Genomic DNA, 24,393 nt, shown 5'->3' on the forward strand with positions numbered 1-24,393 from the left:
TTGCGGGTCTGCTTGCGCTTACCGGCGTACTCGGCATCGGCGAAGGTCATTTGCTTCATCATCGAAAAGCTCGGCGATTGGTGTCCGGGGATTTTGCCAAATCAGGAAGTCTTTTTCAGGATTTCCCCTAAGTAAATTGGCAGTGACAACGAAACCACACTACTTGATGCATGAAAGGAGTATGCAATCGCTGGAACGCCCGGCAAATAAATCATCATTCCTAGCTGTGCCAGGAAAACAGTCATACAGGCCATGCTGACGATCACGCCACTGTTTGCAGCTTTAATCATTGCGGTTCTCTGTGAGTGGGCGATGGAGGCCGCTTATTTTTTACAGTCCGGCCAAAGTGGGTAAATTATGCTCATGCCAATATGCATGCACGAGAGAGCAAAATTGTTGAATGAGTTCGGAGGGCATGTCAGCTCGCAACGTAATACGAAGTGCAGCTTGATCTTTAGGGACAACCGGAAAAAATACAGAGGCGGTGAAGAAACCATTTTCTGCCAGATAGGAAGCGGCACGGGTTGCTGTCCCTGCCTCACCGCAGTGAATAAGACGTATAGGGGTAAAGCTGCCGTTCTGTTTTGTTTTTATAAGGCTGTCAAAGAACATAATGTTGGCGAGCAACTTGTTTTGAAGGTTCGTCAGTTCATCAGTAAGGTGCAAAGCTATGGATGCTCGACCCGCACCAATAGCGGCGCTATTAAGGCTTTGCGACCAGTTGCACGGGCCTCCATAACGCAGGCTTTTTTGTTTGTGTTCGGTGTTGCCGAACATAACTACGCCGCCACTGGCGCCGAATGATTTTGCCAGGGACGCTACGACAATGCAGTGTTGATCAAGTGGGTTTATGTGGGTTCTGACATAGCCTGAGCCCTGTCTTCCTACGGCTGAAACGGCGTGCGAATCATCTATGTAAATAAACACCCCATACCGATGATGCAGGTATTTTATGGCTTCAATATCGGCGATCCCGCCCATGCTGTAAACGCCATCTGCAATATAGGCAACGCGTCTATTTTTCTTGCATAGGCTTTCCAGATAGTTCATGTCATTGTGGGGGCAGGTAACAACCTCCGTTTCATCTGAGCAAGAAGCCTTGATGTGATTCATTGAATAATGGGCATATTGGTCGAAGCACATCAACGGAGCAGTATTTTGAGTGAAGACTCCGCTGGCGAGTAGTGGAAGTAGGCCAGCGCTGGCCGCACTGCAGGAAAGCGTGCTCAGGCAGTGGGCGGAAAAAAGTGATGATAGTTCCTGCTCATAATTTTCCAGGATATTGAGTTTGCATCGATTCTTTGAGTTGGGTATGCGCAAGGAACCGGTCAGGGTGAGGGCATCAATTGCGCCTTTCAATAGTGCGGGATGATAGTCAAGTCCAAGATAGGAGGTGGTGCAGAAATGGTGGAAGTTTCGGCCATGTTGATCCTTTAAGTAATTGACGCCTTCAATGGTAACGTTGAGGTTGGATACCTTATCCAGGTCAGCCTTCTGCCAGTCAGACTCTGCCAAGGAGATCATTTTTTATAGTTGTTGAACTGGTTTTTTTGGGTCGTAGAAATAGGCGGCATAGAGTGTCTCTCGCTGTTTTCCAAATGCTGAAAAGTGAAAAGCCTATTTATAGCCCTTGAAGTACTTTAAGTATGTGGTGTGGTGGAGGATTGATTGTAGGTGGGTTCTTTTTTATTTTAATGAATGCGCCTACAAACAAATGTATTTTTAAAATTACAAGGATTGTTGTCAGTGTTAGCGCGACTTATGTGCCTGGCCTTGTCGAACTGTCTGTAGCGGGGCTGAAGGTGTAGCACCTTGCACCCATAAAAAAGCGGCTATCTCTCGATAGCCGCTTCTCTTTTAACGAGCCGTGTTACTTAGTCGGCCAGTTTGAACGCCATGATGTAGTCACCTTTTTTGGTGCCCAGACCGCCGTGACCGCCCGCCATGACGACGACGTATTGCGTGCCGTCCTTGCCGGTGTAGGTCATCGGGGTGGTCTGACCGCCTGCTGGCAGGCGACCTTCCCACAGCTGCTTGCCGTTACGGACGTCGTAGGCACGCAGGTACTGGTCGAGGGTGCCGCTCAGGAAGGCTACGCCACCTGCGGTGGTGAAGGTCCCGCCCAGGCTTGGAACGCCCATCGACAATGGGATCGGTACCGGCGAGCTGTCACGCACGGTGCCGTTTTTGTGTTTCCAGATCACGTTGTTGTTGGTCAGGTCGACCGCTGCAACGTAACCCCATGCCGGTGCCTGGCAAGGCAGGCCCAACGGGGACAACAGAGGCTCAAGGATGACGCCGTAGGGCGCGCCTTTGTTCGGTTGTACGCCGGAGGTCTCGCCTTTACGCGGGCCCATTGCCGCCACTTCCGCCTGGGGAACCAGTTTGGAGGTGAAGGCCATGTAGCTCGGGTTCAGGAAGGCAATTTGACGGATCGGGTCAACCGAGATGCCGCCCCAGTCGAACACGCCAAAGTTGCCCGGATAAACGATCGAACCTTGCAGCGATGGCGGGGTGTACATGCCGTCGTAACGCAGGGATTTGAAGTTGATCCGGCACAGCATTTGGTCAAACGGTGTCACGCCCCACATGTCACGCTCGGTCAGTTCCGGCGGAATCATGTTCAGGTCCGAACGTGGCTGGGTCGGTGCGGTGTGGTCGCCTTCTACAGCGCCACCCGGAGCCGGCAGTTCACGGATCGGTACGATGTCTTCGCCGGTACGACGGTCAACAACGTAGATGCTGCCTTGTTTGGTGGACGCCAGCAGAGCCGGTTTCACGCCATCAGCTGTTTTCAGGTCCATCAGGGTCGGTTGACCGCCCACGTCCATGTCCCACAGGTCATGGTGCGTGAACTGACGATACCAACGGACTTTACCGGTGTTGATGTCCAGCGCGGTCACGCCGGCGCTGTAACGCTCGGAGTCTTCAGTACGGTCGCCGCCATATTGGTCAGGCATTTGGTTGCCCATCGGCAGGTACAGCATGCCGAGGTTTTCATCGACCGCGAACATCGACCACATGTTAGGCGAGTTGCGGGTGTAGGTCTGGCCTTCAGCAATCGGCGTGGTGTCTTGCGGATTGCCGCTGTCCCAGTTCCATACCAGCTTGCCGGTACGTACGTCGTATGCACGGATCACGCCCGACGGCTCGTCAGTGGAGATGTTGTCGGTCACGTGGCCGCCGATCACGACCAGATCTTTGGTCACGGCAGGTGGCGACGTGGAGTAGTAACCGCCCGGTGCAAAGCTACCGATGTTGTGGCGCAGATCGACGGCACCGTGGTCACCGAACGCTTCGCACACTTTACCGGTGTCGGCGTTCAGCGCGATCAGACGGGTGTCGGCAGTCGGCAGGAACAGGCGACGCGGGCACGAGTTGCTGGCGGTCGCCGTGGCTGCTTCAGCCGCTGGCTCGGCAGCGTTCTGCTCGGTGGCGGTGTTGGCATAGGCCGCTTCGTCGTGATAGCTCACGCCACGGCAGGTCATGTGGGCCCAACCTTTGAAGTTTTCAGCGTTCTGCGTGCTGATCTTCGGGTCGTAACGCCAGATTTCCTTGCCGGTGTCCGGATCAAGGGCAATCACCTGACTGTGCGGGGTGCACACGTACAGCATGCCGTTGACTTTCAGCGGGGTGTTCTCGGCCGTGGTTTCGCCCGGATCGCCTTCGCCCGGGATGTCACCGGTACGGAATGTCCACGCTGGTACCAGCTTGTGGGCGTTTTCCGGGGTGATTTCTTTCAGCGGCGAGTAGCGGTCGCCATGGGCAGTACGCCCGTAGGACTGCCAGTCACCGTCCGGCATGGCCGGTGCGGTGTTGGTCATGCCTGGAACGGCATCGCGGTCCAGTTCGCCTTTGATTTCGCCGGGGCTGGTGAATTGGCTGGCCAGTGCAGCCAGACCTGCCAGTACCACGGCGACGCTCAGTGCGCCCGTCGTGACCGGCGCCGATTGGCTGCCCGTCAGCGGACGACGCAACCAAGGCAGTAGCAGTACGATACCGATCGCAAACCAAAGGGCCAGGCGCGGTACCAATTGCCACCAGTCCAGGCCCACTTCCATCAGTGCCCAAACCGTGCTGGCGAACAGCACGATTGCGTACAAGCCAAGCGCCGCGCGGCGTCCCGCCATCAGCAATGCGCCCGACAGACCGAAGCCGATACCTGCCAGCAGGTAGTACAGCGACCCGCCCAGCGTGACCAGCTTGATACCCCCGACCAGCATGGCCAGGCCCATTAGCAGCAGCAGGATACCGAGCAACGTCGGTAACAGGCGGCTACGACTTGAAGCACCTTCAGTGCTCATAGTGTGGTTCTCCGTTACGTTGATAGTGTCCCCGCGCAGGCCCTGCAGAACACAGCGCCAGGCGGGTGCGAATCAGTGAAGTAAGTCCTTGTGAGTCAGCTTCAAGCTTCGTGCTCGTCGCGAGAGTCCGTCCCAGAATCAGAACGAGCTTTGAATCTTCAGACCGCCGATCAGCGCGTCGTCCAGATGGCTCACGCCGCCGGGGTGCCGGATGTATTGCAGGTTCGGTCGAACGGTCAGCCAGTTGGTCACGTGCACGCCGTAGTAGAGTTCGGCGCTGTATTCAGTGTCTTGGGGTGGCAGGTAATCGGCGTTGTCGAAATCGTAGACAGCACGGGCCTGATTGGTCGCCTGGGCGTTTTTGCGGTACGCCGGGTTGACGTGAACCCGTGCCACGGCAAAGCCGATATCGTCTTTGGCGCGTGAATCGAATACGCCTTTGTAAACGATGCCCGCCTGAACATAGTTATCGATAGGATTGGTTTTTTTATCGTGAACGGTGGCATTGGCGAACACACTCAAGCCCCTCGACAGATCGCTGGCGCGGCTGGTGAGTTGCTGCTGCACACCCAACCACATGCCATGCTTGCTCGAACTGCTGCGATAGGCTTCGCCGCTCAAGGCTGCCGGCTGGCCATTGGCATCTTTGTAAACATCGGTTGCCTTGGCACTACTGTAGTAGTAACCGGCACGGTATTCCCCTGGCAGGCCGTTGATTTTTGGCGTCCACACCAACTCAACCGGCAATACCGCGCCTTGGGTGCCGCTGCCGCTGAGCTTGAAACCATTGCCGCGGTCGAGGTTGGACGGGTTCTGCTCGTAAGCACCGACCTGCGCATACAACTCAGGGGTCAAGTGGTATTTGACGCGCAACGCCCACTGGCTGACGGGCCAGTTGTACCAGATGCTGCCAGCCCAGTTGCCGACTTGCGAGCCGCAGAACGCAAGGTTCTGAAAGTCGCAAGGGAAGCTGTTGAAATCCTCGCCCTGACCAAAGCGGCCGACTTTGATGTCGAGCTTCTGGTCAAAGAATTTCTGCTGATACCACATCTGCGTCAGGCGAGTGGTCTGGCCGCGGCCCCAGACTTCCTGAGCGGAGGTGAACCCGCCCACGCGCGGGTCATTGATGCGGTCGTTGCTGATGTTGTTGCCGCTGCGATGGGTGATCGTCAGCTGAAACTCGGCATCGCTCCACCCCAGAATCTTTTGCAGGTCCAGGTGCGTGCCCAGGCCGAACTGGTCGCTGTAGCGCGCGGTGCGGTCGTGGTCATAACCGCCATGCAGGTTGGAGCCTACCTCGCCCACGTAATCGAGGGAGAAGGCGTAGCCTTTTTGCTCCAGCTCGCTACGGGTGCCATTCCAGTCACCGAGCATCCATTTGGAATCGCTGTCGAAAGCAGGGGCCGCGTTGACGCAGGTGGCCAGCCCCAGAGCGGTGAGTCCGCCCATCAGGTTCACGGCTTTTTGCCCGGCAATAGGAAACAACGCACTGTGTTTGCGCAAAATCTGAAATTTGGACATAGGTTGAGGTTGCGAGTCTTTATAGGTATGGCTGTGGCTGTGGCTGTGGTAGCGCTGTCTTTGGCAAGAAGTGCTAGCCCTTCTGAATTTTGAGGCGTAATGAAACGGTTCAGCCTCTAAAAATGGAATGATAAAGTGCTGAAACGTTTTGAAACAGCACTTTAAATGACATGGATCATTTCGTAATTGGTAACAGTCTGCTGCGACCGATCGTCTCAGGGCTTTACGGCCCTGTATTTGCTGGCTTTGCCGGGTCAGGGCGGCGAACGCATGCGGGGTGAAAAAACTTCGTCGATCTCCCTCGCACGGAGACGAAATGGGGCGCAGCATGTGTTTTTTACACGTCTTGGGTTAATGACTGCGTCGCCGGGTAGCGCGCCAGACCCCGACCTCGCTCATCGCCAAACGTGACGATGAGCGAGGTTGCGGCTTAGCCCTGTGGTTGCAGGGCGCTGTTATGGCAAACGGGATTGGCGTGAATATGCACGCGTTGCAGATGCCGCGCGGAGCGCGCGGTGAACGCTTCGCGCCCGTGCAACAGGGAAAAATTGTCGGCGATCACCACGTCGTTTTGTTGCCACGCATGCCGGTAGTAAACGCGCGGGTCATGCAGCCGGGCCTGCAAGTCCTCCTCGAACCCTTGCACCTGTTCAGGGCTGAGGCCGTGGTAGTGCAATGCATGGCGGTTGAGGAACCGTACGTCATCCTGAGCCGGTTCGTTGTAACGCAAGACGGTTTGGCCGGTACGCGGATGCTCCACCAGCAAGGGCGAGCACACCTGTCCGCCGTAATGCACCACTTGGCGAATACGGTAGGTCACGCTGATGCGGCGCCAACGTTCGATCACGGCTTTGGGCGTGCGCGCCAGCAATCCTTGGGTATCCAGAAACGTCGTACGGCCTCCTTCATCTTCGCCGGGTGCAAAGAGGCAATTGAACAACTGAAACTCAGGAATTGTCGGCTTGTACATGCCATCCCAATGCAGCGGAACCAGGCTGTGATCAAAAATATGGTCGGTGGCGTCCGGGTGTTCCTTGACGTCAAGCACGGCGCCAAAGGGCCACATCTTGATCTCACCCCATTGCTCGGAAAAGCGGGTGAAGCTGGCTGAATCGACGAAGGTCGGAGCAAATCCGCGCAGGATCAGTAAGTGGTGCTCGCGCGCCAGCTGTTTGAGTACTTCAACGTCCAGTTGTTCAGCCGTTTGCCCCGCAAAGCCGGGGGTGATCAGTAAACCAAAGGGTGCGTGAAGGCTGGCCTTGAAAGCGCGTGTGTTTTCCATAACGGGTTACCAAAGTCAGAGGGTGAACGTTCAGACGCAGGGGGCGGCTCACGCGTGTGCGACGGACTTTCGCGAGTCCAGCGTATAGTGGCTGTGCTTGCCATCCACCCAGACCGGTTCGGCGTTCAGCTCCACGGCTTCGGTCTTTTTCATCAGCAAGAATGTCCCGTCCACTTCGACAGCCGTGCCGTGCCACGGGGTTAGCCAGTCATCTTTGGTGGGCAGCATGTGAATGCCCATTTTCAGGCTCGATGCCGGTTGCGGATGAATGGACAGGCGGATGGCATCCGGGAAGCACTGCGCCAGTAAATTGCCCCAGGCCCAACTGCTTTGAATCACCCCATAGGCGCGCTGTCGAGCGTCCCGCTGCAGTGCCGTTTTGGAGCCCTGGTAGTCGGGCATCAAGCCGTCTTCAAACATGAAACGCGTAATGGCCCGGTACAGGCGGGTGCCGTCTTCATCGTTGATCAGGAACGTGCGGATGTCTTCCAGCGGGTCTGCATAGCCTTGCAACAAGGTGCTGCGCAGCACGTCATAGTCATCGGTCAAGGCGGCGAACTCGTCGATATCCCCCAGGTTCAAGACGTCCAGGCAATTCATTTGCTCATCGTGAATCAATGCTTTGATCTTGCCTTGATAGGTGTTGATCGTGTCGTCATTGACGTTGATCAGGTCAGAAAATACGTGCCCATCCGAGCAGATGGTCAGCCTCGCGCCTGGCGCATAGTGGGCTTTGATGTTCTCGCAAAGCGAGTTGAGAAACGTCAGCGCCAGTTTTTCCGCCATGTCCGGCACGGTGCCGAGCACTTTGTTGGGGTTAGGGGATTTGGCGGGGAATGCCGGGAGGATAAAGTGAATCGGCAGATTGGCGCTGACAAATGTCTGAATGCGCGGCAATTGGGTGAGGATGACGAGTTCGTTTTCCAGGGAAATATCTTGATCGCTACCGGAAAAACGACGTCTGTAGTGCAGGATTTCATGCAGAATTTTTGAGGCAGTGGTGTGACGATAGCTTCCGTTCATAGGGACTCCTGACGCTCCATGGATGTAACAGTGACACAGTGAGAACGGAGTGGGAGCGTAGCGATTGAGCGGGTGTTTGCTTTTATTTTTTTGCTCAGGTCATGACTTTATGCCCATCCAGAGCTGTTGCCGAGCGCCTGCGGGCGTGGGCCGCAGGCGTTTTTGCTAGCCGCTTGCGTTAAAACGTCGTACGCAAGCCCACTTCAATGCTGCGGCCGGGGGCTGGTGCGATGTCTCGCAGAATCGAGCTCGCATAACGCACGGTCTGGTTGGTCAGGTTCTCGCCCTTGACGAATGCCAGCCATTGGCTGCCGCCCAGATCAAAGTGATAACCGGCGCTGGCGCCCAACGTGGTGTAGCCGTCTGTGCCGGACTCGTTGTCCGGGACGCGCCCCTGATTGCTGGCGTGTTCGACGTCCACCCGCGCCTGCCAGCGGTCCAGCTCCCAGAGCAAACCGCTGCTCAGGCGCAAGGGGGCAATCCGCGGCAGGGCTTGGCCTGTGTCGAGGTTGGTGGCGCGGGTGTAATCGCCAGCCAGTTCTAGTGCAAATTTACCGTAGGCGCTTTCGCCCAGCTTCCAATGATCTTTCGCTTCAAACCCGGTGAAACGTGCGCGAACCCCGGAGTAGGTGTATTCGGGAATGCCATCGGCGTCAGGTTCGCCTTCGTCATTGAGCGTGCGACCTGTACCCAGAAGGCCGATGTAATGGGAGAAATGGCTGTAGAACACGCCAACGCTGCCTGCGTGGGTGCCGTTGTCAAAACGCAGTGCAAGGTCGCTGGAGACGGCTTTTTCTTTCGACAGGTTGGCGTTGCCCACTTCATAGGTCCCGGTGGCCACGTGTGCCCCGTTGGCGTACAGCTCGTAGAACGTCGGGGCGCGCTCGGTGTAGCCCAGCGTGGCTGCCAGCGACCAGACCGGTGTCAGGCTAAAGACCGCGCCAGAAGACACGCTGCCAGCGGTAAAGTTTTTTGAGCTGTCCGCTGCGCTGAAGCGCTCATTGCCTTTGGCGTCCGGGTCAACCACCGTGCGCTCCAGTCGCCCGCCCAGGCTGAGTGTGAGGCGGTCGGTGGCCTGAAGCTCTTCGAGAATGAATAGCGCGCCGCTGTGGGTGTCGGTGTGCGGGACGAACGCTTCCTCGCCCAAGGCAGAAAACTCATTGCGATTGACCTGTGCACCCACCACTCCATTAAGAGGGCCCAGGGGTACGTGCCTGGCCTCTATCCGGGCTTCATACCCCTTGTTTTTAAAGGTGGTGCCGACTTCGCCGTCTTCGATTTCACGGTGCTCATAGTCGGTGTAGCCCGCGTTGAATTTCAGTGAGCTGAAGGGGCCTTGCAGGTTGCGCAGCTCTGAGGCGAACGCGTAGTGGTCCTGTTTCATGCGGATGCGCACATCCTGCTCCGCTGGCGAACCGTAGTTGGCGTCGTAGTTGCTGTAGGACAGGCCCGCGTATCCGTCGTCCCACGTGTAGGAACCGCCGACAGCACCGCCATCCTGTCGGCCATTGCTGTTGCCCAGACGGCCTTTCTTCTCGTCGCCGTCTTCGCTTTGCGGTGCATGACGGCTGCGTGCGTAGCCGGGGATTTTCAGGTCATTGAAGGTCCGTGCATTCGCGTCCAGGTGCAAGGCGAAGCTGCCATCGCCGGCTTCGAGTTTGCCTGCGCTGCTGCGCGTTGTGGCTGCGCCGCCATAACGCAGTTCCCCGGCACCCTGAATGCCCTCAATGGCCTCGGTGGGGATGCGATTGTCAAAGGTGTTGACCACCCCGCCAATCGCATTGCCGCCGTACAGCAGGGCAGCGGGGCCGCGCACTATTTCAATCCGTTCGACGTTAACCGGGTCCAGCGGCACGGCGTGGTCATAGGACAGTGACGAGGCATCCAGCGCGCCCACCCCATTGCGCAGTAGGCGGATACGGTCGCCATCGAGGCCGCGAATGATCGGGCGGCTGGCGCCCGGCCCAAAGTAGGACGACGACACGCCGGGTTGCTTGTTCAGGGTTTCGCCCAGGCTGCCTTGCTGTTGCAGGGTCAGGTCGTCACCTTCGAGCACGGTGGTCGGGGACGCCAGTTGACTGCTGCCCAGCGGGTTGCCGGTAATCACTTGGGGTTGCAGTTCCAGGGCGTAGGCGGGAGAGGCGATGAGCAGAGCGGCGGCCAACGGGGTGAGGGGTAAACGGCGAAGAGGGCGGGGCAAAGCAGGGGACGACATTGCAAGTTCCTTGGCAAGGTGGGCAGGGAAAAACGGACGCGGCGTACGCGCTATCGGGATAATAACGGTTACAATATAACATCACTTTAATGGTCGCCAAGGGGAACTTTCATCCCGTATGCCCACTCAGGGCTAAACTGCGGCAGGGCACGCGCACTTCCCCCTGAGGCAGCGCTCGGCTAAGGTGCGCGGCTTTCCTTCTTTTGCTTACTTAAGGCTCGGCATGACTGAACCCAACAACGATCCCCTGCACGGCGTGACGCTCGAATACATCCTGACCGCGCTGGTGGCGCACTACGGGTGGGAAGGGCTGGCGCAACGCATTGATATTCGGTGCTTCAAGAGTGACCCGAGCATCAAGTCGAGCCTGACCTTCTTGCGTAAAACCCCTTGGGCGCGGGAAAAGGTCGAGAAGCTGTATGTGAAATACGCCCGCACCAAGCGCGATATTTGACGGCCCGATGACTTCTCGCCCGACGACATTCAGCGCAGCCACTGTACGCACGCTGTGCTCCTGGCTGGCGATCCTCGGCTGGAGCGGCTTGGCGATTCAGCTCGACCTGATCCTGATGGCGCGCTGGACGTCAGGCGCCAGCCTGTTGGGCGGGCTGGTGAATTACTTCGGTTTCTTCACCATCCTCACCAACACCCTGGCCGCAGCGGTGTTGACCTGCCAAGCCACACGGCGTGACTCGGCGGGCAGGCGGTTTTTCCTGCAACCCAAGGTCAGCAGCGGAATTTGCGTGAGCATGATCGTGGTGGGCGTTGCCTACAGCCTGTTGTTGCGCAACCTTTGGCAACCCGAGGGGCTGCAATGGCTCGCCAATGAGCTGCTGCACGATGTGATGCCGGTGCTGTACGCGCTGTATTGGTGGTGGTGCGTGCCTAAAGGGGCGCTGCGTATCCGTCACATCGGGCTGTGGGTGCTGTACCCCCTCGTGTACTTCGGCTACATCCTGCTACGCGGGCATCTGTTAGGCGTCTACCCGTATCCGTTTGTGGATGTAGACAAACTGGGCTACGCGCTGACGATCATGAATGCCAGCGGCATATTGGCGGGGTTTATCGTCGTGGCCGTCATCGTGGTGGGGCTGGATCGCTGGAAGTAGGAGATGAGCGCCGGTGAATCATGGCGCTGCGCCAGCGATCCGCCAGGCGGCTTATTCTTCGGCGCTGGTGTCCAGCCGCCAGTAGCCAGCGGCTTTCACCCACTCTTCATTCAAACCATGGGTGCCGAGCAACACTCTGCGCACTTTGCGCGACAGTGCGCTTTCGGTCGCCACCCATGCGTACAACTGGCCTTCGGGCATCTTCAATTGCTCGACCGTTTTGAGCAGGTCTTCAGTGGCCTGATCGCGGTGGACCCAGATCACCTCAACGCTCGCGGCGCTTTGGAACGGTTGTTCTTCTGCCGCATTTTCGACCTCAACCACCACCGTGGCGCGGCGGTTGGCCGGCAACTCTTCCAAACGGCGGGCGATGGCGGGCAGGGCCGTTTCGTCGCCGATCAGCAGATAACTGTCGAACATATCCGGCACCACCATTGAGCCCCGCGGGCCGCCGATGTGCAGGGTTTGGCCGGGTTGCGCCTGCGCCGCCCAAGTGGACGCAGGGCCGTCGCCGTGCAGCACGAAATCGATGTCCAGTTCGCCTGTCTTCAGATCAAAGCGACGCGGCGTGTAGTCGCGCATCAGTGGCAGGCTGCTGCTTTTCAGGCCGGCGCTCAGCTCCAGCCCTTCAAGTGACGCCTGTTCTTCAGCGGTTTGCGGGAAGAACAGCTTCACGTGGTCATCGCTGCCCAAGCTGATAAAACCGGCCAGCTCAGGCCCGCCGACGGTGATGCGGCGCATGCGCGGGGTCAGGTCGACGACACGCAGTACCGTCAGTTTTCGGCGTTTTATTTCATGCATGACGCGGTGAATGGTCTGCGGCGTTGCGGCATTCATTGGGCATTCTCCTGCGTGGGCCGGTCAGTCACGGGGCCGTCGACGATGGCTTTGGCGGTGGTGTTGAGCAGGTCGCGAACGCGCAGGATTTCTTCCGGGTTCCAGCGGCCGTGGTGCATTTGCAGGGCGTGGCGCAGGTTGTGCACGGCCTCGTGGATTTCTTCCGGCCGGTCATGGCCGCGCAGCGAGCGCTTGCTCACGTCAATGCGCATCCGCACGCCGTCCAGCGCAATCGCCTGTTCAGTCAACGACTGGCGACCCGCCTCGGTGATGGCATAACGCTTTTTACCGCCTTCGGTTTCGCCCTGAATCATCTCGCTTTCTTCAAGGAACGTCAGGGTCGGGTAAATCACGCCGGGGCTTGGGCTGTACGCGCCCTCGAACAGGGTTTCGATCTGGCGGATCAGGTCATAGCCGTGGCAAGGCTGTTCGGCGATCAGGGCCAGCAGCAGCAATTTCAGATCGCCCGGGGCAAATACACGAGGGCCTCGTCCACCGCGTTCACGGCCGGGGCGCTTCTCGAAACCATCCGCGTGCACGCCATGCTCGCGGTGGTGGGGGTGATGATGTTCGCTCATGTTCTCTTCGCTCTCTGTATAAGTTAGATACAACTTAAGATATATCTTAAGAGTGTTCAAGCCGAAAGGATGAACGGTAACGATTCTCAAGTGAGCGCAGGGGGGGCCGCTGCGGGTGTGTCCAGGGGTTACAACTGTGCGGTGGGCGGATGACATAACGTGTGGGTGGCGGGTTGCAGATAGGGGGTGAGGATGGGCGCCATGCCTTTGAGCACTTGCGCCGGCAACGCGGAGGTGAACGTGAAGGCTTCGGCCGAGCGACCGGGCACAAACGCTGTCAGGGTGCCAAAGTGCTGTTCGCCGATGTAGAACACAAACGTCGCTGTACGGTTGATCGACTTGGAACTGATAAGCCGCCCGCCAGCGCCCATGCTTTCGATGCGGTTATCGCCGGTGCCGGTTTTGCCGCCCATGGCCAAGACACTGCCGTCGGGTTGTTTGAAACTGCCGGACACGCGACGTGCCGTACCGGCGTCTACCACCTGTGACAGGGCCTGGCGCAATGCGGTGGCCACTTCACTGGGCATGACCCGCTCGCCTTTGTCGGGGTCATTGATCAGGCGGGTTTCGTAGGGGGTGTCGGCGGCAAAATGCAGGGTATCGATGCGCAACACCGGCAAACGCACGCCATCGTTCAAGATAATCCCCATCAGCTCGGAGAGCGCTGCAGGGCGATCCCCCGAGCTGCCCAGCGCGGTGGCCAGCGAAGGCACCAGGTGATCAAACGGATAACCGACTTTCTGCCAGCGCTGGTGGATATCGAGGAACGCTTCAATCTCCAGCATCGTGCGAATCCGGCTGTCACGGGCACTCTTGTGTCGGCTTTTGAACAGCCAGCTGTAAACCTCTTGACGCTCAAACTGGCTGGCGGCGACGGCTTGCTGAAAGGTGGCTTGCGGGTTGTTCAGCAAATACCCCATCAACCACAGGTCCAGCGGGTGGACCTTGGCAATGTAGCCTTGATCCGGCAGGTCATACGCGCCAGGACTGTAGCTTTGATAGAGTTTGGCCAGGCGCTCGTCAGGCACCTTGTCACTGCGTAAATGCGAACGCACAAAACTGTTGAAAGTCGCCTGATCGGCGCGCGGAAACAGATACCGGTGGACCGCCGCCATGCGAATAGGGGTGGGGTGCATGCTGTCCAAAAAGGTATCGAGGCGTGCCTGCGTATCCTTGCCTTTGTATTTTTTCCAGAACTTGAGCATGTAGGTGGTGCCTTCACGGTCCGCAAAGCGCGCCAGGTATTCCTGCCGACGGGGGTTGAGGTCGTCCTTGAGCAGTTCTGCGCTGTTGCTCGGTGCCTGATACGTCGTGTAACGCACCACGTCGCGCATCAGGCGCACAAACGGCAGGTTGATGGATTCACGGATCGCGTCGCGCAGGGTCGGGTTACGGCCATTGTCCTGAATGCGGAAGTTGTTGAAGTGGTGCATACCGCCGCCGGTGAAAAAACGCTCTCCAGGATTTGCCGAATAGGTGCGGTTGAGCGCTGCATCGAGCATGCCAGCAAGGCTCGCGTTCGGGTCGCGGATCAAGTAGTCCACGGCCCAACGGCTCAAGCGGTCTTGCTCATTGATCTGGACTTTCTTCAGGTTGGCGCTGGACTGGCCCGCGTACCGCTCATGCAACTCAGCGATGATTTGCAGGTAAGTGGTCATCACCCGCAGCTTGGCGGTCGAGCCCAGCTCCAGTTTGCTCCCTTCATTGATGTCGAACGGTTGGTCCGTGCTGTCGGTTTGCACCCGTGCGCGGGCACCATCGGGCGTCAGCTCAAACAAGGTGAAGCTGTACCGCACCTGCGCCGTGCTGCTGGGGGTCAGCAACCGCTCGCCCAGCAGTCCGAGTTTGCCGGCAACAGCGGGGTCGGCCAGGTTGCGCAGGTATTCGCTGACCTGGCGCTGCAAGTCGTACTGCAAGGTGCTGGTGGCTGACAGGTCGAGGCGGTCAAGGTCATACAGCGGGCGTTGGAGCAGGGCCGACAAACGACCGCGGGCCACGCTGATGCCTTTGTTGGTTTCAATCGGCTGGATCGTCGGGGCGGTGTTCCAGTCCCGGTAAGTCACACGGCTGGCCAGTGCTGCAGTGGTCAGAGCAGGGTTGATCACCTGATTCTGGGCCAGCAGGCGGATATGGCTGTCAGTCAGCCCCGCCAGCTCGTCGCGGCCTTTGGCCAAATAATGCGAAGGTCGGCGTTGGGCAATCATCAGTGACAGCACTTCGCGCAGCGCCAACCCGCGTTGCGCCAGGCTTTGCGGGTCGCTGGCGGTGCTGGCCAGGTGCTGATTGACCTGATTGAAATCGGCGCCGTACCAGACGCGCAAGCCCTCGGCCATACCGTGCACCTCGCCATGCCCGGGCACCGCCGACAACGGCACACTGTTGAGGTAGTCACGCACAATCGTCTGGCGTGCTTTTAAGGTGTCGGGGCCATCCTGATACGCGCGCACGCTGGCAGACACCATCTGCCGCAGTTTTTCACTGCCCGACACGGTCAGCCCATCGGGGGAGTGCCGGTATTTTTCAAGCTGGGTGGCCAGCGTGCTGCCACCCGCTGACTGGCCGGGCAAGTGGAGTAATTTGGCCACCTGTGACCAGGCGGCCATAGCGAAACGCGGCCAGTCCACCGCCGGGTTGGCCAACGGCTGGGCGGGGTCGAGCAAGTCGCGGTTTTCAATGAACAGCAAACTCTGCACCACCACGGGCGGGATGCTGGCGAAGTCGGAATACAGCTGCTGCGGGTAGTTGTAGTGGTACAGCGGTGCGCCCGAGCAGTCCGTGATGGAGAGCCCGGCCTGAATCTTTTCCGAGTAGGGGACGAAAAACCCTTTCTTGCTGTAGCTCAACAGTTCTGGTGAGAAGCGAGTTTGCTCGGCAATCACGTAATCGCGTTTTAACAGGCGCGGCAAAAAGTCGCCCAGCGAGCTGTAACCCAAGCGCTTGTCGAACGGCCCTGCGCCGGGATACAGCATGGAGTCGCTGGCGCCCGCGTGCATCGAATAGTTCAGGGCTGCGGCAAAGCGACTGAACGCTTGCGCCTGGAGCCGCGACGTGCGCACTTCTTTTTCGATGGCGAACCCCAGAACCACCAGCGCGATCAACAGCAACACGCCCAACGCCATCCAGCCATAACGCCGCCCGCGGTGCCGTGGGGCCGGGGACGGGGCGTCCTCCACTGCCGTATCAGGCACTGCGAGTTTGCTGGAGTTTGAATGCCACAGTGCGCCCATAGTTGACCGATCCACGTGCGCATTTTGGCTGCGCTTGAGTCAAGCGTAGACGGTGGGCCACGGGCACGAGAACTTTGTGTGCCGTTCTTCGCGCGGGATTCCCATCCGTTGCCTCACTTGCGGCGGTGAGGCGATTCGCCCAAGAACGTAGGGATAGAGCCTTCAAGTAAGGTAAATACGTCCTAGGTAGGGGCATGACTGTGCACCAACGCTGTGCAATACTCGCCGCCGATCTCAGTAGGGCATTTCCCTTTTGACCTGTCGACCCACGAGGTCCGGGCCGATCAAGAGGGGAGCCGGACCACACGCCCGGCTTGATAGAACGCCCGATTGATGCCACATCCAATAACAATATGAGGTTGTACTTTTATGCCAGTCGGCAACCACCAGCCCCACAGCGACACCGCTCAGGGCGGTCCGCTCAAGCGTGAACTGGGCGAGCGTCACATTCGCTTGATGGCGCTTGGCGCCTGTATCGGCGTCGGCCTGTTCCTGGGCTCGGCCAAGGCAATTGAAATGGCAGGCCCTGCCATCATGCTGTCGTACATCATCGGTGGCCTGGCCATTCTGGTGATCATGCGCGCGCTCGGCGAAATGGCCGTGCACAACCCGGTAGCCGGCTCGTTCAGCCGCTACGCACAAGATTATCTGGGCCCGCTGGCAGGCTTTTTGACCGGCTGGAACTATTGGTTCCTGTGGCTGGTGACCTGCGTCGCGGAAATCACGGCGGTGGCGGTGTACATGGGGATCTGGTTCCCGGATGTCCCGCGCTGGATCTGGGCGCTCGCGGCGCTGATCAGCATGGGCTCGATCAACCTGATCGCGGTCAAGGCGTTCGGTGAGTTCGAGTTCTGGTTTGCCCTGATCAAGATCGTGACCATCATTGCGATGGTGCTCGGTGGCATCGGTATCATCGCCTTCGGTTTTGGCAACGATGGCGTCGCGCTGGGTATTTCCAACCTGTGGACCCACGGCGGCTTCATGCCCAATGGGGTGCAGGGCGTGCTGATGTCCCTGCAAATGGTGATGTTTGCGTACTTGGGCGTTGAGATGATCGGCCTCACCGCCGGTGAAGCGAAAAACCCCCAGAAGACCATTCCGAGTGCGATTGGCTCGGTGTTCTGGCGCATTCTGTTGTTCTACGTGGGCGCGCTGTTCGTGATCCTGTCGATTTATCCATGGAACGAAATCGGCACCCAGGGCAGCCCGTTCGTGATGACCTTTGAGCGTCTGGGTATCAAGACCGCTGCCGGTATCATCAACTTCGTGGTCATTACGGCGGCATTGTCGTCGTGCAACGGCGGCATTTTCAGCACCGGGCGCATGCTCTACAGCCTGGCGCAGAATGGTCAGGCGCCTGCCAATTTCGGTACAACCTCCAAGAACGGCGTGCCGCGTCAGGCGTTATTGCTGTCGATTGCAATGTTGTTGCTGGGCGTGGTGCTGAACTACCTGGCTCCGGAAAAAGTGTTTGTGTGGGTGACGGCCATCGCCACCTTCGGCGCGATCTGGACCTGGTTGATGATTCTGCTGGCGCAACTGCGCTTTCGCAAAAACCTGAGCCCGGAAGAAGCCGCCGCCCTCAAATACCGCATGTGGCTCTACCCGTACAGCTCCTATGCCGCTTTGGCGTTCTTGCTGTTGGTGGTCGGGCTGATGGCGTACTTTGTGGAGACACGCGTGGCGCTGTTTGTAGGGCCTGCGTTCCTGATCCTGCTGACCGTGCTGTTTTACGTGTTCAAGTTGCAGCCGACTCAGGTGAGCGAGCCAAACCCGGGCGCGCAGCTGAAAAAAAGCTGATGCACTGACCCAGTGACACACCGTGCCGGAGCGAGTGAACTCGTTGCGGCACGGTTATTTTGCAGTGGCATTCAACTGTTTGTTCCAGTCCAGCCACGCTGCCAGTACCGCCATCATCCCCACGCCCAACACGGCGCTGATCAGTTTGATCGCCAGTGTGTCACCGCCCAGTGCATTGAGCATGTCGGCCAGTGGCGCCAAAATCACCCCCAAACAAAACACTTCCAGCGAATAACGCCCCATGCGACAGGCTTGCCGTACCAGCCAAAGGTTGAGCCAGTGACTGTGGGGGACCACTTTTGCAGCCACGTAAGCCAGTGCCAGAAAGTGCAATAAACGCACAGAGGACAGGTTGGTCTTGCTGATCGGGTACAAGTGCTCGCCCAGCCACAGCGGCATGAGGGCATCGTGCACTTGAGGCCACTTCCAGGACAGAGCCAGCAGCCCTGCGAGCACCAGGTATGTTACTGAACCCAAGAACAGCGGTTGACGCATCAGCGGGCGGGTTTCAGGCGCTTTATCGCGTTGCGCCCAAAGGGCCGCAGCGCCGCCGAGTACAAACAGGAACTGCCACGCCAGCGGGTTGAAAAACCACACCCCACCTTCTTGTGCCGCCAGGTTCCAGTAGGGGGCCGTGAGGTACACCAGAAAAGAAACACCTACCACCATCGCAGGCTTGCGCAGCAGCAAGGGCAATACCAGCGCTAAGCCCAGTAATAGCAGGATGTAAAGCGGTAACGGGTCCATCAAGTTGGGCTTGAAACGCAATAAAAGTTCGTCGGTCAGCGCCTGTTGCGGGTTGCTCAAAAAGTACTGCAACCCCATTTCTTGCACCAGATCTCGGGTTTCGACGTGATTGTTGGCAAAGAACACAATGCCCATCAGTACCGCCAGCAAGAAAATATGCACCACGTACAACACCCAGGCGCGGCGCAGAATTTTAATGCCTGCCCGAAGAAAGCCGTCCCGCTGTGCGATTTTTCCGTAAGCCAGTACCGCGGCATACCCGGCCAGAAAAACGAAAATTTCAGCGGCATCACTGAAACCGAAGTTGCGCACGGTCAGTTCAGCCAGCGGGTTGTGCGGGATGTGATCCCAGAAAATAAAAATAAGCGCCAGTGCGCGAAAGAAATCGATGCGGTGGTCGCGTCCGGTCGTCATCACGGAAGTACTCAGATATCAAGATTAGAAAAAGTCCGGCCTGCGCAGCAGAGGTTGCGCGCCGCACAGCGGCGGCGCGCAGGGTGAAGGCAATTGTCAGTAATTGCAAAGTCTTGATATTACGCCGTGTCTCTGATCATCGACGTTGAGACGTTTAAATCCCTTTTTATTCCTCCTCAATGACCTCAAGCGGCTTTTTATCGAGAATGCCTTGCGTGATCTGTTCGAGGGTTTTGGCCTTATTGGTGGCCACTGCGGTCAGTTCGGCATGGTAGAGGTCTTCAAACGCCGATGATTGTGTGAAAACCTTGCGTTCATCAATCACCAGTTTTTCTGCCAGCTGTTTGAGTTCGCTTTGCAGACTCGTCAGCAGTGCCTGATCGCCGGCTTGCGTCGCATCCACCCACAATTGGTGTGTTTCACGCAGGTTTTCAAGTTCCAGATAGCGTTGATCGAACAAGGCATTGCTGGTTTTGATGCTGGCTTTATACGTTGATTCGATATGGTTTTTCCACGGTTCTTGCTCAAGGAGTTGCTTGGCCATAAAACCGGGCCTGGCTTCTTTATTGACGACGATCTGGTAGGCATCTTCAATTTGAGCCGGCGTTACCTTGGCGACATTCCTGAACTTCATATGGGCTGGCTGCCAGAGCAATTCCAACCGCTTCGCCAGGTCAACCTGGTAAATCAGTTTCACCTCTAGCGGGTCGGGTTTAAGGCGGTCAATCTCCGACACGGGCAATTGGGCGTTGCGTCGAGCGGTTTCATAGGCGGCCTGCTGCAGTTCAATCTGGGTTTGAGCGATGTCATTGAGTTCGATCAGCCGAACTTCGCTTTTCATTAACTTAAGCAAGGCGAGTTCTTTTTCAGCCCCTTCAGCCAATAAGGCTTCGCGCAGCAGCACCCTGTAACCGAAGCGACTGAAAAGGGTGGAGACGCGGTCGACACAGGTTTCATTTTCAATCGAGTGTGCAAACACGGTCGCACGGAATTCGCTGTCTAGTGCCGCGGTTTCAAGTACCTGCCAGACCCGATCCGTCAACAGGATGCGGTCACGCTCATAATCTGCACTGGCAACCAGATCGCGTATGACCTTGAAGAAATTTTCAGAGTCGGGCTCGGCGTGTAAAGCGTCCCACAGCTCATTTTTTAAACGGATATCGGCAGGTGGCGTATCGGCGCTCAGCCACAAATTGGCCGGGTGCGGCGTATCGGCTACATGGACACGTGTCTCAAGGGGAAGCCCTAAACGGGTTCTGAGTTCATTGACTAAATCATGGGTCCGGGCGTTCAGCGGATTGTCATGTAGAAAAGTCGATCTCAATCGGATTGCAGGCAATTGAAAATACCCAGCCGGCAGCGAAGTGATGCTGTTTGCGCGCAAGTCGAAGTGCGTTAAATGCTGCAATTGGTTGACCCCCGCTGGCCATTGCGTGAGTCGGTTTTGGCTTAAGTTCAGACGGCGTAGTTCAGTCATCTGGCTGAAATCAGGCAGGAGATCTAACTTATTATGGCTGAGGTCAAGCACCGTGATTTTTTTCAGGTTGGCGAGTTTGCCGGCAGTCTCTGCAGTGAATGCCAGCTTGTTCTTGTGCAACTTGAGCACGTTCAACTCCTGCAAAGTGAACAGTGACTCAGGGAGCTTGCGTAGATGGGTGGACTCCAGAGAAAGCTCGTGCAGTGAGGGGAAGTGCTTTAAAAACGAATCCATACTAGGGTGCAGGTATTGATTATTCATTTTCAGTGAAGTGACATGACTGAAATCGGCCTCCAGGATGGGCAAGGTTCCTAGCTGAGTATTGCTGAAATCCAGTCGCGAGCCATGTACCAAGTTTCCTGAGTCGGGGGTGCGCTGCCAGCATTTGATCAGCTTGTCGGCGAAACGGGCTTTGTCACGCAGGTGCACCTGGCGAATATGCGCGTCGCTGATTTGCACAAACTCCAAAGGTTCTTGTTGCCAGTCTTCCAGGGTCTTTTTCAACCCTTTGAGCTCTTTGTTCAGTGCTTCAAGTCGATTCAAACCTTCGCGGCTGAACAAGCTGTCAACGCCAATAAAGTTCTGAACGTCTTCAGTACTGTGGGCGGGGTACAACTTGGACTTCAAATGCCGGATTCTTCGAGGATGAGTGGAAATACAGGCAAACGGTGCCCGGGTACAACGTGCCCCCTCGATGTCCAGTCGCGGGTAACCGGTGCGTCCTTTTGCCAGGCGAAGCGGTGAGCGGGGTGCGAGTATCTCCGGGGGCATGCCCAATACGGTACGCAGCCTGGAGCGTGTCAGCGGTTGGTGCTGTTTCAGCGCCTCTTTGAGCTGTTGACCCTGACTGGTGTGAGGGAAGCCTAACTCGGCTCTTTGTAGGTCGGGCAAGGCATGCAGTACGCTGGTATACATGTCATCCAGAGGATGCAGCATTTGATCCTCGCCGTTGTACGTGATGTAGCGATCACCTTGTTTGACCAGTACTTTACGAATCGATGCATCCGGTGCGCCCACCTGATCGAGCAGCGTTCCAGAGAGTTTAAGGTCGTGAACTTCCAGCCTGAAATCCGTGGGCCAACCTGGCATGTCGGCCAAGCTGTGGAGTATCAGTTTGTGGGCATCTGGCGAAGTGCGGTAATCGAAGTAAAACCCTTCATAGGCACGCATTAGCCGGTTTTCTTCCTCAAGCAGTCGGGCCTCCTCTTGTAAACGCAACGCAATGCGGCCTGCTTCCAACTGCACGATTTCAGAGGTGTTGGCTGTGCTGATGATTTCGTTGGCGGCGGACAGCGGCAGTGTTGGATGCGCCTCTTTCAGTTTCTTCACCCACAGATCCTCAGACTCCTGAGACTGCGCGTACACCGCGTCCAGCACGTTTTCTTGCAGGTGTTGCGCGTGGTCAGCAATTCTGGAACTCAATAACGTTGCCTGTTCGTTCAGGTCAAGCACGACAGTACCCGTCACGGGGTCTGTTCCGATCAAGGATTCGATTTCCGCATTGCTTAACGACATCAGTACTGTCTTAAGCAATTGGCCCTCACGTACTTGGCTGTCGAGTACCTGGATAACAGGTGTTTTACCTTCACTGACAGGTCCATATTCCATGATGACCTTTCCAGAACTGTCGATGCAGCGCAGGGTTTTTTTAGGGGTCCACATTTCGTGGTGGGTCATCACTGTAAGTTGCAATAAAGGATCGGCTGTTGTGTCGCCCGCCCGCATCTGTGCAATGAATCGCTTGAGTTCAAGACGCGCTTTGAGTCGCTGAACACAATCATCCAGCAGGGCGGGAGGCGCTTTCTGATCGATAAAACTCTGTCGTACGGCTGATTCCTCTGTGCCCGAAGCTTTTAATAAAGACAGTGCCTGCTCATCGCTGAGCCCCTGGAGGGATGCATCAAGGCGACGAACAAAGGTAGTGGTTGCCCATGTGTCGATTTCTTCAATTTCATGTATCCAGGCACCTTGACCATTGGAGGTGATTAACGGCGAATAGGCGTCAGGCCGGCTGGGGTGTTTCAGGCGGTAGGTATTTTCAGACTGGTGCTGCACTTGATACTGCTTGCCTTCCAGTGCCACATAACTTTTGTTCTGGTGAGTATAGAGTCCGCGTTTGTCTGCTTTGGTCGAGGCCGTGTGGGGAACGTCATGTTCAAACTGAGTGAGGTCCGGTTTCCAGAGCTGTTGGCTGCCGTCCGGCAGTTCAAACATGTCCAGCTCTTCAACCAGCGGCGACTTTTCGATGACAGGCGGCGCCGTCAATTCCTTGGCCAGTTTTCCTGCCGCCGCAATAAAGGCCACATTGATCAATACGCTTCGGGTATAGGACCAGGCGAGTGCCTGATCGTTTTGCTCCCACGCTTCAATGCCGTGGTAGAGGTCGGTCAGGATCTGTGCGGCGAAGACCACCGTCATCACCTCCCCCAGTCCGGGGATAAATAGCGCGGCGACATTGAGTACATTCAGGCTGACGTCGAAATAATGCTCAAGTCGGTTGATCAGCGAGACGCGATTTATTTCCGACGTGGGCACGGCTAGAAAACGTGCGTCGTTCAGGAGCTGAAACTTCTTATATTCAACGAGATGACTAAACAGATTGCCCCGCACGGGTGTGCGCGTCATTTCAAGCGGGTCGTTATTGTGCTTGATAAACCGTAAGTTCAAACGTTTGAGAAGCCTAAGTTTTTGAGACTGCGGCGCCAGGTGGATAAAAAACTGACGGTACTGCGCATCTTGCATTTTTCTCATCCAGTCGGCCGAGGCCATGCGGATGGAGGGGTACTCTTTGATGCAACTGATTGGGTCGCCGGGTATATAAAGTATGCAACGACGATCCAGTTCAAGCGGGTCGCCATGTGACAGAATCATGGAGTTGAACGGGATGTCGTCCATGTGCAGGGCATTACACGTCAAGGGCAATGTATTGAATAAAGGTTTTTCTTCACCCTGGGCATAACGTATCAACAGGCTATGGGTACTGGTGCTGATGTCACCTTTCATAAGTGCAATCTGAGCCTGTAGCATCAACACATCGCGATCATGGCGTTCGAAGGTGTGGATCAATTGATGATTAGCGGCGCTGTCAGCGGGATTGAAAATGCGCGTGAGGTGAGCCTGGTACTTGCCACCGATATCCAGGTCTCGACACAGGCGAGCAAAATCAACCGGCGGGATATCAATCACGCGTGGCGCCGGTTTGTCAGAGCCCTCTGATTGATGTGTCCACAAGTAAGAACCTTTCGGAAAACCGTCGGGTTGCGCCTGGCTTTCGTCGAAGTTATGCAGGGCTGCTTGCAGTAACGTTTGCGTCGTGGAACTTTCGACTTCTTGGGTGAATAGATTGAGTTTGGTGTGAGTGATGATGTTTTTTTCGACGTCGCATTCAATGCCGAATCGTTTGAGTAACGCCGCTTTTAATAATGGGCTTGCAAACGTATTAACGGTCTGCACCTGATCCAAGTACGTGTTGACGGCTGTCATTGACAGGCTATTAAGGGCCTGTATTTCTTTAAGGGCTTCGCGTTGGGCCTGCGTGGCGCCGGTGTACCATGCCGGAAGAGAAAGTGCATGTTCAGGCAGTTTTGACATGACTTGGTGCGGCGCCTGCCTGACGGCCTCACGGACAGTATTTTTTATAAAGTCGTGGTGAATACCCACTTCTTGCAAGTTGGGCAGGGTTTCAGATGCTGTATTTAAAACCGGTGTGGGTGTGGGCATCGAGTTGTCTCCAGACAGTTAAAAATACGAGTCTAGAAAGTTTGTCGTGCGCTAAAAAGTCTAAATAGTTGATGGTGTCAGTCAGTGGGTGAGCATGTATTGAAATGTAAGAAGTAACTAATTAATACCGGTGTTTTTT

At 56.9% G+C, this 24,393-nt stretch carries 14 protein-coding genes; 3 read left to right on the plus strand and 11 right to left on the minus strand.

What is annotated here, in order from left to right; all coding sequences use genetic code 11:
- Positions 1-330: 330 nt before the first annotated feature.
- The 6 genes from V6F78_RS21430 to V6F78_RS21455 all read right to left on the minus strand — a co-directional run bounded on the left by V6F78_RS21430 (position 331) and on the right by V6F78_RS21455 (position 10,345).
- On the minus strand, positions 331-1,524 hold the full coding sequence (locus V6F78_RS21430) for an aminotransferase class I/II-fold pyridoxal phosphate-dependent enzyme (RefSeq protein ID WP_169858606.1): 1,194 nt from the start codon (positions 1,522-1,524) through the stop codon (positions 331-333).
- A 350-nt stretch (positions 1,525-1,874) separates the two neighbouring features.
- Positions 1,875-4,304, minus strand: coding sequence for a glucose/quinate/shikimate family membrane-bound PQQ-dependent dehydrogenase (locus tag V6F78_RS21435; protein ID WP_047292423.1), 2,430 nt, complete (start codon positions 4,302-4,304; stop codon positions 1,875-1,877).
- 138 nt (positions 4,305-4,442) lie between these two features.
- Positions 4,443-5,825 carry a carbohydrate porin gene (locus V6F78_RS21440; protein WP_047292424.1) on the minus strand — a complete coding sequence of 461 codons (1,383 nt, stop codon included), beginning with the start codon at positions 5,823-5,825 and terminating at the stop codon, positions 4,443-4,445.
- A gap of 430 nt (positions 5,826-6,255) precedes the next feature.
- Positions 6,256-7,107, minus strand: coding sequence for a TauD/TfdA dioxygenase family protein (locus tag V6F78_RS21445; RefSeq protein ID WP_047292426.1), 852 nt, complete (start codon positions 7,105-7,107; stop codon positions 6,256-6,258).
- Between the two features lie 48 nt (positions 7,108-7,155).
- Complete coding sequence (locus V6F78_RS21450) at positions 7,156-8,130, minus strand: isocyanide synthase family protein (protein WP_314399860.1); 975 nt, start codon at positions 8,128-8,130, stop codon at positions 7,156-7,158.
- 178 nt (positions 8,131-8,308) lie between these two features.
- Positions 8,309-10,345: a TonB-dependent receptor gene (locus V6F78_RS21455; RefSeq protein ID WP_047292429.1), complete on the minus strand. Its 2,037-nt coding sequence runs from the start codon at positions 10,343-10,345 to the stop codon at positions 8,309-8,311.
- A gap of 223 nt (positions 10,346-10,568) precedes the next feature.
- On the opposite strand from V6F78_RS21455, the gene V6F78_RS21460 reads away from it, so the two are divergent.
- Both V6F78_RS21460 and V6F78_RS21465 read left to right on the plus strand, forming a co-directional pair.
- Positions 10,569-10,799: a VF530 family DNA-binding protein gene (locus tag V6F78_RS21460; protein WP_047273926.1), complete on the plus strand. Its 231-nt coding sequence runs from the start codon at positions 10,569-10,571 to the stop codon at positions 10,797-10,799.
- 7 nt (positions 10,800-10,806) lie between these two features.
- Complete coding sequence (locus V6F78_RS21465) at positions 10,807-11,454, plus strand: Pr6Pr family membrane protein (RefSeq protein WP_047278762.1); 648 nt, start codon at positions 10,807-10,809, stop codon at positions 11,452-11,454.
- 51 nt (positions 11,455-11,505) lie between these two features.
- On the opposite strand, the gene V6F78_RS21470 is transcribed toward V6F78_RS21465, so the two are convergent.
- The 3 genes from V6F78_RS21470 to V6F78_RS21480 all read right to left on the minus strand — a co-directional run bounded on the left by V6F78_RS21470 (position 11,506) and on the right by V6F78_RS21480 (position 16,096).
- On the minus strand, positions 11,506-12,291 hold the full coding sequence (locus V6F78_RS21470; RefSeq protein ID WP_047292431.1) for a siderophore-interacting protein: 786 nt from the start codon (positions 12,289-12,291) through the stop codon (positions 11,506-11,508).
- Positions 12,288-12,869, minus strand: a complete 582-nt coding sequence (locus tag V6F78_RS21475; RefSeq protein ID WP_047292433.1) for a PadR family transcriptional regulator — start codon at positions 12,867-12,869, stop codon at positions 12,288-12,290. Before V6F78_RS21475 ends, V6F78_RS21470 begins: the two co-directional genes overlap by 4 nt.
- Positions 12,870-12,997: 128 nt before the next feature.
- Positions 12,998-16,096 (minus strand): transglycosylase domain-containing protein, encoded by a 3,099-nt coding sequence (locus V6F78_RS21480; protein ID WP_094991322.1) that lies wholly within the window; start codon positions 16,094-16,096, stop codon positions 12,998-13,000.
- A gap of 369 nt (positions 16,097-16,465) precedes the next feature.
- Here V6F78_RS21480 and V6F78_RS21485 point away from each other — a divergent pair, with 369 nt between their 5' ends.
- The gene (locus V6F78_RS21485) at positions 16,466-17,896 is read left to right on the plus strand and encodes an amino acid permease (protein ID WP_047273936.1); all 1,431 of its coding nucleotides are present in this window, start codon (positions 16,466-16,468) and stop codon (positions 17,894-17,896) included.
- 54 nt (positions 17,897-17,950) lie between these two features.
- Here the strand turns inward: V6F78_RS21485 and V6F78_RS21490 are convergent, their stop codons facing one another.
- Together V6F78_RS21490 and V6F78_RS21495 are read right to left on the minus strand one after the other, a co-directional pair.
- The gene (locus tag V6F78_RS21490) at positions 17,951-19,057 is read right to left on the minus strand and encodes an OpgC domain-containing protein (RefSeq protein ID WP_048374596.1); all 1,107 of its coding nucleotides are present in this window, start codon (positions 19,055-19,057) and stop codon (positions 17,951-17,953) included.
- Between the two features lie 166 nt (positions 19,058-19,223).
- Complete coding sequence (locus V6F78_RS21495; protein WP_332728214.1) at positions 19,224-24,254, minus strand: dermonecrotic toxin domain-containing protein; 5,031 nt, start codon at positions 24,252-24,254, stop codon at positions 19,224-19,226.
- Positions 24,255-24,393: the final 139 nt, after the last annotated feature.

Origin of the sequence: Pseudomonas sp. ESBL9, assembly GCF_036668715.1 — a bacterium.
GTDB classification, from domain to species: domain Bacteria; phylum Pseudomonadota; class Gammaproteobacteria; order Pseudomonadales; family Pseudomonadaceae; genus Aquipseudomonas; species Aquipseudomonas lundensis.

Coding starts and splice junctions, on each gene's coding strand:
- V6F78_RS21430 (WP_169858606.1), bottom strand. CDS start 1,524: ATGATCTCCTTGGCAGAGTCTGACTGGCAGAAGGCTGACCTGGATAAG.
- V6F78_RS21435 (WP_047292423.1), bottom strand. CDS start 4,304: ATGAGCACTGAAGGTGCTTCAAGTCGTAGCCGCCTGTTACCGACGTTG.
- V6F78_RS21440 (WP_047292424.1), bottom strand. CDS start 5,825: ATGTCCAAATTTCAGATTTTGCGCAAACACAGTGCGTTGTTTCCTATT.
- V6F78_RS21445 (WP_047292426.1), bottom strand. CDS start 7,107: ATGGAAAACACACGCGCTTTCAAGGCCAGCCTTCACGCACCCTTTGGT.
- V6F78_RS21450 (WP_314399860.1), bottom strand. CDS start 8,130: ATGAACGGAAGCTATCGTCACACCACTGCCTCAAAAATTCTGCATGAA.
- V6F78_RS21455 (WP_047292429.1), bottom strand. CDS start 10,345: ATGTCGTCCCCTGCTTTGCCCCGCCCTCTTCGCCGTTTACCCCTCACC.
- V6F78_RS21460 (WP_047273926.1), top strand. CDS start 10,569: ATGACTGAACCCAACAACGATCCCCTGCACGGCGTGACGCTCGAATAC.
- V6F78_RS21465 (WP_047278762.1), top strand. CDS start 10,807: ATGACTTCTCGCCCGACGACATTCAGCGCAGCCACTGTACGCACGCTG.
- V6F78_RS21470 (WP_047292431.1), bottom strand. CDS start 12,291: ATGAATGCCGCAACGCCGCAGACCATTCACCGCGTCATGCATGAAATA.
- V6F78_RS21475 (WP_047292433.1), bottom strand. CDS start 12,869: ATGAGCGAACATCATCACCCCCACCACCGCGAGCATGGCGTGCACGCG.
- V6F78_RS21480 (WP_094991322.1), bottom strand. CDS start 16,096: ATGGGCGCACTGTGGCATTCAAACTCCAGCAAACTCGCAGTGCCTGAT.
- V6F78_RS21485 (WP_047273936.1), top strand. CDS start 16,466: ATGCCAGTCGGCAACCACCAGCCCCACAGCGACACCGCTCAGGGCGGT.
- V6F78_RS21490 (WP_048374596.1), bottom strand. CDS start 19,057: ATGACGACCGGACGCGACCACCGCATCGATTTCTTTCGCGCACTGGCG.
- V6F78_RS21495 (WP_332728214.1), bottom strand. CDS start 24,254: ATGCCCACACCCACACCGGTTTTAAATACAGCATCTGAAACCCTGCCC.